The 12,253-nt window shown below is 62.1% G+C and carries 13 protein-coding genes; 5 read left to right on the top strand and 8 right to left on the bottom strand.

What is annotated here, in order from left to right:
• Nucleotides 1-106 precede the first annotated feature (106 nt).
• From NKI85_RS28155 to NKI85_RS28145, 3 genes are all read right to left on the bottom strand, one after another.
• On the bottom strand, nucleotides 107-679 hold the full coding sequence (locus tag NKI85_RS28155; protein WP_352529312.1) for a hypothetical protein: 573 nt from the start codon (nucleotides 677-679) through the stop codon (nucleotides 107-109).
• Nucleotides 680-827: 148 nt separating this feature from the next.
• Nucleotides 828-962: an ABC transporter gene (locus NKI85_RS28150; RefSeq protein ID WP_352449939.1), complete on the bottom strand. Its 135-nt coding sequence runs from the start codon at nucleotides 960-962 to the stop codon at nucleotides 828-830.
• 199 nt (nucleotides 963-1,161) lie between these two features.
• Nucleotides 1,162-1,734, bottom strand: a complete 573-nt coding sequence (locus tag NKI85_RS28145; protein ID WP_352449940.1) for a L,D-transpeptidase — start codon at nucleotides 1,732-1,734, stop codon at nucleotides 1,162-1,164.
• Between the two features lie 190 nt (nucleotides 1,735-1,924).
• Between NKI85_RS28145 and NKI85_RS28140 the strand changes: the two genes are divergently transcribed.
• Nucleotides 1,925-2,680 carry an SDR family NAD(P)-dependent oxidoreductase gene (locus tag NKI85_RS28140; RefSeq protein ID WP_352449941.1) on the top strand — a complete coding sequence of 252 codons (756 nt, stop codon included), beginning with the start codon at nucleotides 1,925-1,927 and terminating at the stop codon, nucleotides 2,678-2,680.
• A 252-nt stretch (nucleotides 2,681-2,932) separates the two neighbouring features.
• Here NKI85_RS28140 and der read toward each other — a convergent pair whose 3' ends face one another.
• Both der and NKI85_RS28130 read right to left on the bottom strand, forming a co-directional pair.
• Nucleotides 2,933-4,366 (bottom strand): ribosome biogenesis GTPase Der, encoded by a 1,434-nt coding sequence (gene der / locus NKI85_RS28135; protein WP_352529294.1) that lies wholly within the window; start codon nucleotides 4,364-4,366, stop codon nucleotides 2,933-2,935.
• Nucleotides 4,367-4,431: 65 nt separating this feature from the next.
• Nucleotides 4,432-5,097: a tetratricopeptide repeat protein gene (locus NKI85_RS28130; protein ID WP_352779322.1), complete on the bottom strand. Its 666-nt coding sequence runs from the start codon at nucleotides 5,095-5,097 to the stop codon at nucleotides 4,432-4,434.
• A 204-nt stretch (nucleotides 5,098-5,301) separates the two neighbouring features.
• Here NKI85_RS28130 and NKI85_RS28125 point away from each other — a divergent pair, with 204 nt between their 5' ends.
• Nucleotides 5,302-6,300, top strand: a complete 999-nt coding sequence (locus tag NKI85_RS28125) for a polysaccharide deacetylase family protein (RefSeq protein ID WP_352529314.1) — start codon at nucleotides 5,302-5,304, stop codon at nucleotides 6,298-6,300.
• Nucleotides 6,301-6,326: 26 nt separating this feature from the next.
• Here the strand turns inward: NKI85_RS28125 and sbmA are convergent, their stop codons facing one another.
• The 3 genes from sbmA to NKI85_RS28110 all read right to left on the bottom strand — a co-directional run bounded on the left by sbmA (nucleotide 6,327) and on the right by NKI85_RS28110 (nucleotide 9,234).
• Entirely contained in the window at nucleotides 6,327-7,604 is a 1,278-nt protein-coding gene (gene sbmA / locus NKI85_RS28120; protein WP_352779319.1) for a peptide antibiotic transporter SbmA, read from the bottom strand.
• Nucleotides 7,605-7,725: 121 nt separating this feature from the next.
• Complete coding sequence (locus NKI85_RS28115) at nucleotides 7,726-8,880, bottom strand: YbfB/YjiJ family MFS transporter (protein ID WP_352529300.1); 1,155 nt, start codon at nucleotides 8,878-8,880, stop codon at nucleotides 7,726-7,728.
• A 144-nt stretch (nucleotides 8,881-9,024) separates the two neighbouring features.
• Complete coding sequence (locus NKI85_RS28110) at nucleotides 9,025-9,234, bottom strand: hypothetical protein (RefSeq protein WP_502896026.1); 210 nt, start codon at nucleotides 9,232-9,234, stop codon at nucleotides 9,025-9,027.
• 98 nt (nucleotides 9,235-9,332) lie between these two features.
• Here NKI85_RS28110 and NKI85_RS28105 point away from each other — a divergent pair, with 98 nt between their 5' ends.
• From NKI85_RS28105 to NKI85_RS28095, 3 genes are all read left to right on the top strand, one after another.
• Complete coding sequence (locus NKI85_RS28105) at nucleotides 9,333-10,247, top strand: LysR substrate-binding domain-containing protein (protein ID WP_352529302.1); 915 nt, start codon at nucleotides 9,333-9,335, stop codon at nucleotides 10,245-10,247.
• Between the two features lie 82 nt (nucleotides 10,248-10,329).
• Nucleotides 10,330-11,586 (top strand): aminopeptidase, encoded by a 1,257-nt coding sequence (locus NKI85_RS28100; RefSeq protein WP_352529304.1) that lies wholly within the window; start codon nucleotides 10,330-10,332, stop codon nucleotides 11,584-11,586.
• A gap of 58 nt (nucleotides 11,587-11,644) precedes the next feature.
• A complete protein-coding gene (locus tag NKI85_RS28095; protein ID WP_352779314.1) occupies nucleotides 11,645-12,001 on the top strand; it encodes a DUF488 domain-containing protein in 357 nt (118 codons plus the stop codon).
• The last annotated feature ends 252 nt before the right edge of the window (nucleotides 12,002-12,253 follow it).

Here is a 12,253-nt window from a genome sequence, read left to right as displayed (position 1 = left end):
CGGCCGACCTTCAGGCGCAGCGATCCTCTCCGAGTTAGTCCGCAGACGCGAAAGCCGGAGGGGCAGTACCGATCGCATTCGGTCCCATTCATCCCTCGAATCTTGGTTATGTATTCATCTCCCGAAGCTCGGTTATGAATTGTTGCGGCCGGAGCTGAATGGCGGGAGTCTTATATCCCATGGAATGAGCGATGTCCGCCACGAAGCCGTTGCAGTTCAAGACCGTCGCCTGCCAGACATGCGAGCTCGCCTGCAGCTTGCGGATGTAGGCAACGACTTTGTCGTATTCGGCCCGGGTCAATATGATTTGCCAGCTTGCGGATCTGTATGGTTCTTCCAGATCACCGTCGCTCCACCCGGTTTCGGCTGGCACCGGCACGATATGGCCCAGAACATAGGGAACCGCACTGTTCGAAGCCGGGTGAAGGCCCGCGACTTGGGGATCGATCATTCTCCCGGCCCGGTCCAGGCGCCCAAAAACTGCGTAGGTGTGGCCGTAGCTTAGGGCGTAGCGGGAGCGGAACTCGATGAAGTACCGCTCGTCGTTTTTTTGAGGCGCAGCTCCGCCATCGGCATAAGATACGAAATTCGGCTGGGGCGGCAGGTCTTTCGTCTGACATGCCGCTGCCGGGAGGGCCACCAACGCCACAAGCAAGAGACGGCTACTTACAAGCGTCATCGCCGCGTCCATTCCCGAACTTCACGAAGCACAGACCTAATAACGGCCTATGCCCGCCAACCGCGCCGTATGCTATGAAGCCGGCCAAAGCCCCGGCTGCGTATATATGGGGAAGGGCTTGGCACCCCTTCCCCATACAAGCCGGTCCTTACTTAATCACTGGTTCCTCTACCGGAGCGGGTGCCGGAGCCTTACCCTTTCCTTTGCCGATCCAGTCGTTCGCGCAGCCGCTCAGGCTGGCAACGGCGAGCACAGTAACCATTGCAATCAATATCCTGTTCATCAAGCAATCCTTTCCCCGGGGGCGGAATAGCCTATAGAATCGCCACAACTAGAACGATATGCAGCCCCACCAAGTTAGCTGCGATCTACACCAACGCCTAGTGCAGAAATGACACAGTTGGCACCCGGTTGCCGGCGGCACCTTTGCGGTGACGTGCTGGCAGGGTTCACCATCCAACGGAGATCAAGCCTGCCCACCATCAAACAACCACCACCGTCGTGCCCAAAGGAGTACGGTCGTAGAGGTCAATGACGTCGTCATTTATCATACGGATGCACCCGTTCGATACCGCTGTGCCTATCGTCCATGGCTCGTTTGTACCATGTATCCGGAAGTGGGTGTCGTGCCCGTCGCGATAGAGATAAAGGGCACGCGCACCAAGCGGGTTGTTTGGTCCGCCAGGGACCCCCCCTGCATACTGCACCAGGCGCGGCTTGCGCTTCATCATGCTGGCGGTGGGTGTCCACGACGGCCAGTCCGCCTTGCGGCCGACGGTCGCTGTACCCTTGAACGAAAGTCCCTGCTCGCCGACGCCGACGCCGTAGCGCGTCGCCCACCCGTCCGTCTCGACGGCATAGAGAAAACGTTGCGAAGTATCGACGACGATTGTTCCGGCCGGCTCGTTTCCGTCGTACCGCACATGCTGCCGTCGGTAACGAGGATTCAGGCCACGCCTTGGTCCGAACGCGGATGAAATCGACGTACATCCGGAGACCATCAGAGCCAGACTACCCAGCACGAGCCCCCGGCGCGCAATGTGGTGTTCTTCCATTTCTACCTGCTAGGAAACTGGTCATCTACCGCCGCCCTCGTCTCTACCATTCCAAGGGCTGCGGGCCAAGTCTCGCTGTGTGGTGGCAAAAATGAATTCACAGGATTGACAAGCGAATTGGAGCGAAACTTCTTGCGATAACCGTCTGCCTCTGTTTCGGTTATGTCAAAATGGGCATAGGACAGAGACGATGAAGCCTGACTTCCATAGTAAAGTCGCGATTGTGACCGGCGCAGGCTCCGGAATAGGAGCCGCTGTTTCACGGCAACTCGCGCAAGGAGGAGCCGAGGTTGTTGTCGCCGACCTTGATGCCGAGGCCGCGCAGTGCAAAGCCGCCGAAATAAGCTCGCAAGGAGGCAGGGCCTACGACTTTGCGGTAGATGTCACGGATGCAGCAGCCGTGGAAAAGCTGATCGAGTTCACTGTCCAGAAATGCGGCGGACTGGATATGGCGGTAAACAATGCAGGTATCGACGGCGTTCGAAAAGCAACGGCAGACTATCCGCTCGACAACTGGCACAAGCTGATAAACGTCAATCTTAATGGCGTTTTCTACAGCATGAAGTACGAAATCGCCGCGATGCTGGATCGAGGCGGAGGCGCCATCGTGAACATGTCCTCCGTTCTCGGTTCCGTCGGCTTGCCAACTGCGTCCGCATACACGGCAGCGAAACACGGAGTCGTTGGACTAACCAAAGTTGCGGCGATCGAATATGCCAGGATGGGCATCCGGATCAATGTAGTCGGCCCCGGCTGGATCGAAACGCCTCTTTTATCGGAGCAAATGGAGGCATTAGCCAGCCGGCGCATGGCAGGTCTTCAGCCGATGGGCAGGCGCGGGAAACCGGAAGAGGTAGCGGCTCTTGTATGCTTCCTCTTGTCCGACCAGGCCAGCTTTATCACTGGGAGCTACCATCTGGTGGACGGAGCTTACACCGCCCATTAGGTGCAGAGGCTGCCCCCACTCGCGCCGGCCACCGTCAGGGCGATGACGCCGGAGATCGCCGGGCTGCCCGCACTGCCTGAGATGGGCCTGTTGCCGCATCGCAAGGAAGGCCGAGCCAGACCCGGTGGCGGCGCGACTTGCCGACATCCTGCTGCAGGTGTCGGTGGAATCGCCTTCCCGAAAATGTGCAGGCGCTGCCCGCGAGCGGCCTGCGGAGCGTAGCCTGATGCTGGCGCCCAGAAGACGCGCAGCTCAGCGGCGCTTCTTCGCCTTGCTGGCGAACGGGTTCTCCGAGGTGCGCAAGGCGATGCGGATCGGCACGCCAGGCATGTCGAAAGCCTCGCGCAGGCTGTTCGAGAGATAGCGGACATAGGATTGCGGCATCGCGTCCGGCCGTGAGCAGGAGACGACGAAGCCCGGCGGCCGCGTCTTGGCCTGCGTGACGTATTTGATCTTCAGCCGGCGTCCGGCGACGGCGGGCGGCGGATGATGCGCCAAAATACCTTCCAGCCAGCGGTTGAGCTTGCCGGTCGAGACACGGCTGTTCCAGACCTTGTGCGTCCTGATCACCGCATCCATCAGTTTGTCGAGGCCGCGGCCGGTCTCGGCTGACACCGGCACCGCCTGCATGCCGCGCGCCTGCGGCAACAGCCGCTCGGTTTTTTCGCGCAGCTCGGCCAGCAACTCCTGGGGATGGTCGATCAGGTCCCATTTGTTGAAGGCGATCACCGGGGCACGGCCCTCGCGGATGATCAGGTCGGCGATCTGCAGATCCTGCTTCTCGAAGGGAATAGTCGCGTCGAGCACGATGATGACGATCTCGGCAAAGCGGATGGCGCGCAAGCCGTCCTGCACCGACATCACCTCGAGCTTTTCGTGGATCCTAGCCTTGCGGCGCATGCCTGCGGTGTCGAACAGTTTCAACCGGCGGCCATGCCAGTCCCAGTCGACAGAAATGGAATCGCGGGTGATACCGGCCTCGGGGCCGGTCAACAGCCGCTCCTCGCCGATCAGCGCGTTGATCAGCGTCGACTTGCCGGCGTTGGGACGGCCGACGACGGCGATGCGCATCGGCTTGGTATCGTCATAGCTCGGCTCGGCGTCCGGGTCAGTGATGTCTTCGCCGATCAGCACCTCGCTGGCGGCGATCTCCTCCTCGCCGGCCTCTTCGTCCTCGCCGAAGGCGCGCGCCTCGCCCAGTGCCGCGATCACCGCATCGCGCAAATCGGGCAGGCCCTGGCCATGTTCGGCCGAGACCGGGATCGGCTCGCCAAGGCCGAGTTCCCATGCCTCCAGCATGCCGCCTTGGGCGCCGCGCGCCTCGGCCTTGTTGGCCACGACGACAACCGGCTTGCCGGATTTGCGCACGATCTCGGCGAAGGTCTTGTCGTCGGGCATCAGCCCGGACTTGGCATCGATCGTGAAAAAGATCAGGTCGGCCTCGCGGATGGCGATCTCGGTCTGGGCGCGCATGCGGCCGGGCAGCGTCGAAGCAGCAGCATCTTCGAAGCCGGCGGTGTCGATAACGTCGAAATGCAGATCGTAGAGCTTGGCGGCGTGGACACGGCGATCGCGGGTGACGCCGGGTGTGTCGTCGACAAGCGCCAGCTTCCTTCCCACCAGCCGATTGAAAAGGGTCGATTTGCCGACGTTAGGCCGGCCGATGATGGCGACTTTGAAGGTCATCCGGCCCTACATCTGCTATGCATGTCGTTGTCCCAAAACCGCTGCGCACTTTTGGGCGACATGCATTACGATACACCGCCCGAGCCGCGGATCAGCTCGGACATCAACGTTGCCCGCTCGCGCGTGTTGCGCGGGGCGCCGTCATCCGCGGCGATCTGGTCGAACAGCTTCAACGCGTCCGCCGCCTTGCCTTCCTTCCAGGCGGCAAGGCCGAGCGCCTCGCGCGCCGTATGGCGCAGCGTGTTGGTGTCGGCGGTGAGCGACTCGACGCGGCTGGAGACATCGGCGAAAGAGCCGTGATCGACCAGAAGCAGCGCGGCCCTGAGGCGCGCCATGTCGCGAATGCCGGAGGGGATCTTGGTGTCGGCGGCGACCTCGTCGAAATCCTTGACGGCGGCGTCGACGTCGCCCTTGTCCGCCTTGACGGTTGCCGCGCGCATGCGGGCGAGCAGCGGATAGGCGCCGTAGCCATCCTTCTCCAACGCCTCCAGAGCGGCAAGCGCCTCGTCGTTCTTGCCGTCATTGGCGAGCTTGAGCGCCTGCGAAAAAGCATCGCCCGAGCGGTTGGCGCGGGTCTCGTCCCAATAGCGGTAGCCGACCACGGCAGCAGTGCCGAGCACCACCAGCACAGCCAGCACGAGCAAGGCGGGACCGAAACGGTCCCACAGCGCATGCGCCTGGTCGCGACGAATCTCTTCGTTGACTTCGCGGATAAAACTGTCGTCCGACATGGATCAAAACCATTCATGCCCCGGGCGGGGCGGTTGATGAGCCCGCGTTTTAGCGAAATTTTGCCGGCATGGAAGGGGTTCGGCAGGAAAATCGCCCATTCATGCGGCAGCCGCCGCCAACGGCGGCCGCACAGGTCGATCGCACCCGTGCCATATTTCACCGGTAGGCGGTGCTTCTATATTCCTTGATCCGGTCAGATGCCTTTGCCCCGTTTGTCCCGCGTTGTTGCGTTGTCGATTGCCGCGCTTGCTACCGGCGCGGCTTTTGCCGACCCGCCGGCGGCGCCGGCAAAACCGAAGCAGACCGTCATCATCTCGTTCGACAGCGCCCGCGACATTTCGCAATGGCAGCGCAGCCGGGCGCTGGCCCAGCGCACAGGCGCGCATTTCACCTATTTCGTCTCCTGCGTGTTCCTGCTGTCACCCGAGACGCGCAAGGAATACACCGCGCCGGGCAAAACGGCCGGCAAATCGAATATCGGCTTTGGCGCCTCCAAACAGGAAGTTGCCGAGCGGCTCGAGCAGATCAACCTCGCCGCCAGGGAAGGCCACGACATCGGCAGCCATGGCTGTGGTCATTTCGATGGCAAGGACTGGAGCAAGGCCGACTGGCTGAGCGAGTTCGGCTCGTTCAAGCACATTCTCGAAAACGCCTATTCGATCAACGGCATCGCACCCGAACCAAAGGGCTGGCGCGATTTCGCAGGCAAGGCAGTGGTCGGATTCCGCGCGCCCTATCTGTCGGCAAACACGGCGCTTTACGAGGCGCTGCCCGTGGCCGGCTTCCTGCTCGACGCAAGCGGCGTTTCGCGTGGGCCGGTCGAGCCGCCGACTGTCAACGGCATCACGCGCTTTTCGCTGCCGCAGATCCCGGAAGGGCCGAGTTCAAGGCGGGTGATCGCCATGGATTACAATCTCTATGTCAGACATTCCGGCGGCTTCGAGCGGCCGAGCATGGCAGAAGAGTTCGCCGACCGGACCTATCAGGCCTTTCGCGCCGCCTTCGATGCGCAATACCAGGGCAAGCGCATCCCGCTTGAGCTCGGCTTCCACTTCACGCTGATGAACGACGGCGCCTACTGGAACGCGCTGGAGCGCTTTGCCGGCGAGGTCTGCGTCAAGGCGGACGTCGAGTGCATCAGTTTTCGCGATTATATTTCGCGGCACCGCGCAGACGAAAAGCAAGCGGCGGTGGGCGGCTGAGCCGCAGCGATCGCGGCCCGCCATCATCAGCTTGCCGGCTGGTCCTCTGGCCGTAGCCCAGTTTGCTCCCGTTCCAGATAGTGCTGATCGATCTCCGGCAGCGGTTCGCCCTTAATCGTGGCTTCGAACGCTCGCAGCCGCTTGTGGACTGACAAGAGCTCAACGATCGTTGACCAGGAATTAACAAGATATTGGAACGAGCTGGTCACTTGGCTGAACGCGGAACTGACCTGGTTGACGAGACCCAACGTCAAGGTTCCGGCGATCAACGAAGGAGTCATCAAAAAAAGAGGGAATATGGTATTTAGTTGCAAGTAGAGATAACGGACCACATTGAAATAGACGTAGTGGAAATAGAGCCGGAAGTAATTCTGGCGCACATTTCCGAACAATTCGGAAACGGTCGGCGGCTGCGCTCGGGACTGATCGTCCTCACCATAAACAAGTTCCTTGCGGTAAGCGGCTTCGACGCGCTGGTTGCGAAATTGCAAACCGGGCAGCTTTATGCCGGCGGTGGCAATGCATACCGTCCCAAAAATTGCCCAAAAGATCGCAGCCAAAACCAACGGCTGCGGCACCTGACCGATGAAAGGCAATGCCGTAATGTGCTTTGAGTAGGCAAGCAAAATCGGCATGAAGGCGATCAAAGTCATTATCGAGTCAATAAAGCTGGTCCCAAGATCTTCCATGATCTTTGAAAAGCGCATCGTGTCTTCCTGCACGCGCTGGGAAGCTCCCTCGATGCTCCGCACCCTAGGCCAGTAGGACATGTAGTAGTCGTTCATCGCTGTCCGCCAGCGAAACACCCAATGGCTCACAAAGAAATTTGTCAGAACGTAAACAGTAACAGCCACCAGAGCGATGCCGAGGAAAGTTATTAACTGCGCATAAACATCATACTCTATGGCCTTCACACTTTTGCTGACAATGCCCTGGATCAGATCCCAGAACGGCCCGTACCAGGCATTGATCGCTACACTCACCTGAACCTGAAAATAGGTCGTGAACAAGATCAGCGAGGAACCCAGGATTGACCAGCGGTCCCACGGGTGCGGGGAATACCAATGCCAGAAGGCGTAAAAGAGCAGTACACCAAGGGTAAAATAGATGTAGAACCAAAGGAACGGAGGCGACCAGAAAACGGAAACGCCAATGATCGGCGCCGCGTCCACTGCGGGAAGGGGCAATCCGACCAAAGCGCCTAGCTGGTCGCCGCCGAGAAACCACACGGCCACCATGACCGCACTCCAGACGGCGGCCGAGGTGAAAAAGAGCTTCGGCTGCGGGAAGAAGGATACGAACACTGTGGGGAAATCCTCGGTCGGTGCGCAAATCAGCGGCGTTGCTGTTCAGCGGGCATAAGGTCACACATTAGCTGGAAAGAAAATGCCCGTGCCCGATGCCCGCAACCGAGCAAGACCATAATCATGGCGATTTTGGCGCAGCCGACCAGGCGATAGCACCGGACGCGAGCAGGACGGCGGCAGCCACGATCGAGGCGAGGAAAAAGTTACCCGAGGCCTGCGCAAGCAGCCCGGCGACGATCGGGCCGACGATCTGGCCAAGGCCGAAGGCGGCCGTCATCACCGCCAGCATCCGGCGTGGTGCTTGCGGAGCAAGCTGTCTGCCGGTCTGCAGACCAAGCGCGGTGATGGCCATGAAGGTGCCGCCGACGAGAAGACCGCCGAGCAGCGGGCCGATGCGCCCGCCCATGGCGACACTGGCGCTGACGCCGACCACCTCGACCAGGCATCCCAAAGCATAGGTGGCATAAAACCCGATTCTGGCCGCGAGCTTTTGCCAGAGCCAGACCGAGGGAAAACCGGCAAGTCCGGTGACCATCCAGACCACGGCCTCGAAGATGCGGCCGCCGCCGCCCTGGCGGACGATGGCGACCAGGAACGTTGCCGTGACGATATAGCCGAAGCCGAACAGGCCGTAGGCGACGATGATCTTCACCAGCGAGCTGTCTTTCGGCAGCGCCGGCTCGCGGCCGGTGGCGCTGTTCGCGGTCGAGGTGTTGCCTGCCAGCAAGGCAACGGCGGCAAAGCCGCAGGCCGAAATCACCGCGGACCACAGCCAGCCCGCCGCCCAGCCGGCATGTTCGGTGACGAGGACTGCCAACAGGGCCGAGGACGCCGCGATGCCGAGACCGACGCCGCCGAAATACAGCGCCTGCAGGTCGTTTCGCCCGGCCGCTGCGAGGTGGCCGAAGACGATGCTGGTCATGAAGACCAGCACGAAGGCGCTGGCGAGGCCGGCAAGAAAACGGATCACGAGAAAGGCGGCCATCGTGCCGGTCAGGCCCATCAATCCGGCGAGGATCGCAGTGGCGGCCAGACCGGTCAGCATCAGCTGGCGCTCGCGGCCTTGCGCCCAGCCGCCGGTGGCGGCAAGCGCGCCGATGAGATAGCCGAGATAGTTTGCCGATGCGATCCAGCCGGCATCGGCCGGCGACAGGCCAAGCTCTTCCATCATGCCGGGTAGGATCGGCGTATAAACGAAGCGGCCGATGCCCATGGCGACGGCCAGGGCAATCATGCCGGCGATTGCCAGGCGCAAAGGCGAAACGATGTTCATCGCAGTGCACAATAGGTGCGCCCGCCTGTGAGACAATCCGCCTTTTGTTGGGCCAGAAATGTTCGCGACCACGGTCGGCGGTCGGGCTCGACGGCGGCGCCAAGCGCAGAAGATGGCGAGCCGAGAGCCGTCGTTCCTCGAAGCTCAGCCGCAACAGGTTCCTGCCGAGGTCTCCTCATAGGCTGTTCGCCGGGCAGTCAGCCGGAACGGCATGTCGGCGAGCTCGCGTTCCGACATGGTATCGAGGACCGGATGCGACAGCGGATCGGCCACCCAGCTGATGGCATGGCTATCTTGTCGGCGCTGCTGCGTTCCGATTGGGGAAAAGGCTCCGAGCCATGATAAAATCTTCACCACTTTCGCCTCCTCAAATTTGCATCGCCTGCCTAGAATCCGCCGTTCGGCAGCGTCTGGCAATTGAGATTTCAGCCGTTCGAGTTTAGAAAAACTGTATGGCTATGCTGAACCGCGTCCATCTCAACGGCTTGCGTGCCGTCGAAACCGTCGCCCGCCTGGGTTCGCTTGCGGCGGCGGCCGGCGAACTCAACGTGTCGATGAGCGCCGTCAGCCAGCAGATCAACCGGACCGAAAAGCAGCTCGGCCGGGCGCTGTTCGAACGAACGCCAGCCGGCCTCGTGCTTACCGAATTCGGCGCCGTCTTCACCGCGCGGCTCAGTGCCGGGTTTCGCGAACTCGCGCAGGCGGTGGCGCTTGCCGACGAAACTTCGGAATGCACGCTGGTGGTTTCGGTGGCGCCGGCTTTCGCCTCAAAATGGTTGTTGCCGCGGCTGTCGCGGCATTTCGCCCGGCATCCGAACGTGCTCCTGCGCATCGATGCCTCGGTGCGGCTTGCCGATCTCGATCGTTCGGACATCGACGTCGCCATCCGGCTCGGCGACGGCAAATGGCCAGGCGGGCGGGCCGAATTGCTGCTCGCGCAGGAGATCTTCCCGGTCTGTTCGCCGGCGATCGCCAGCAGGCTGAAGACGATCGACGACCTCGCTCTGACCTGTGCGATCACCGACGAAAGGTCGATGATCAGCTGGGAAAGCTGGTTCGAAGCAGCCGGGGTCGAGCCGGTCGCCTTCATGAAGGGCGCGCGCTTCACCGATCCGATGCTGTGCCTGGAATCGGCGATTGCCGGCCACGGCGTCATGCTCGGCTGGCAATTGCTGGCCGCCGACGCACTGGCCGACGGCCGTCTCGTCGCGCCGTTCGGCGTGCGCGCGCAGAGCGGCCTCGGCTACTGGCTGGTGACCTCGGCCAGCAAGAGCGAAAGCCGCAAGGTCAGGGATTTCAAGATCTGGATCCGCGAAGAGATCGAGGCGACGATGGCGCAGTTCAGGTCGCTCGAAAGCGCGGGCTAAGCCTGCCGACACATCACCGGTGGAAAGGGCCGCGATGCCGGTCTATGTAAGAAACAGTCCCCAAATCACGGCAGGCAGGATCATGACCACACATTCGCGCGGCGTTTCCGCAAGCATCGACCCGGTGAAGCTCGACAGGCTGGCGGAGGTCGCCGTCAAGGTCGGGCTGCAATTGCAGCCGGGGCAGGATCTGGTGCTGACCTCCTCGATTGCGGCGCTGCCTTTGACGCGGCGGATCGTCGAGCACGCCTACAAGGCAGGTGCGGGCCTGGTGACGCCGATCTTCAACGACGACGAGATCACATTGGCACGCTTCCGCTACGGCGCCGACGCCGGCTTCGACCGCGCCGCCGGCTGGCTCTATGAAGGCATGGCGAAAGCCTTCGCCAACAATGCGGCGAGACTTGCCGTGCGCGGCGAGGATCCCTCGCTGCTTTCGGCGCAGGACCCGACAAAGGTAACGCGCGCCAACAAGGCGAATTCGATGGCCTACCAGCCGGCGCTGGAGAAGATCACCGGCTTCGACATCAACTGGAACATCGTGGCGTATCCCGATAAGGCCTGGGCCAAGCAGGTATTTCCGGACGATGCCGAAGACGTCGCCGTGGCCAAGCTCGCCGACGCCATCTTTGCCGCCTCGCGGGTGGATGTCGACGACCCGATCGGTAACTGGACGGCACACAATGCGGCATTGAAGAGCCGCACCGAATGGCTGAACGGCCATAATTTCCACGCGCTGCATTTTACCGGTCCCGGCACCGACCTGACCGTCGGGCTGGCCGATGGCCACGAGTGGATGGGCGGCGCCTCGACCGCCAAGAACGGCATTACCTGCAATCCGAACATCCCGACCGAAGAGGTTTTCACCACGCCGCATGCAAGGCGCGTCGAAGGTCATGTCACGAGTACAAAGCCTCTATCCTACCAGGGCACGCTGATCGACGGCATTGCGGTGCGTTTCGAGGCGGGGCGCATTGTCGAGGCCAAGGCCACGAAGGGCGAGGATGTGCTCCAGAAGGTGCTGGACACAGACGAGGGCTCGCGCCGTCTCGGCGAGGTGGCGCTGGTGCCGCATTCCTCGCCGATCGCAAAGAGCGGGCTGCTGTTTTTCAACACGCTGTTCGACGAGAACGCCGCCTGCCACATCGCACTTGGCCAGTGCTATTCGAAGTGCTTCGTCGACGGCGCCTCGCTCAGCCAGGACGAGATCGCGGCGCGCGGCGGCAACAAGAGTTTCATCCACATCGACTGGATGATCGGCTCGGACAAGATCGACATAGACGGCGTCCATAAGGATGGCAGCCGCGTGCCGGTGATGCGCAAGGGCGAGTGGGTCTAGGCCAAGTGGGCCTCTAGATAGGGCCGGCAAGCAGCTGCGCCTGCTGGCCCATGTGGAGTTGGCAATGGAGCTCGCGGTCAAGCGCATCTACGAGCAGCCCGCGCCCGGTGACGGGCAGCGTGTGCTCGTCGACCGGATATGGCCTCGCGGCGTCCGCGGAAAAGACGCCGCGCTAACGGTCTGGCTTAAGGAGATCGCGCCAAGCAATGCGTTGCGCAAATGGTTCGGCCATGAGCCGGCGCGCTGGGAAGAATTCCAGGAGCGATACCGCGATGAGCTCGACCGGAATGGCGAGGCGGTCGGGCAGCTGCGCGTTCTGCTGGGCAAAGGCCGGGTGACGCTGCTCTACGGCGCGCATGACGAGAACCACAATAATGCGGTGGCGCTTGCGGCGTATCTGCGCGGGACGGATTGAAGCGCGAGCCTGCGTCCCGTGACTTTGGAGATTGGCGAAAGCCGTAGCGGCGGCCAGAGGGGGTGCTTCCCTCCGACCCCTCAAGACTTGGGTTCCTCGCCCTCCGCGAAGCGGGGGAGAGGTGGCCGCGCAGCGGCCGGCGGTGTGTGGCTTTTACACAACTCCGCGCCCCCGCGCCCGGCAGCAATAGGCGGTTGCGGGGTGTGGGTGTAAAAAAAAAATGGGGGGGGGGGGGGGGGGGGGGGGGGGGGG

This window comes from Mesorhizobium sp. M0571 (genome assembly GCF_040320985.1).
In the GTDB taxonomy this organism is placed as follows: Bacteria; Pseudomonadota; Alphaproteobacteria; order Rhizobiales; family Rhizobiaceae; genus Mesorhizobium.
Note: the sequence above shows the minus strand (reverse complement) of the source record. Positions and strands in the feature narration are given on the sequence as shown.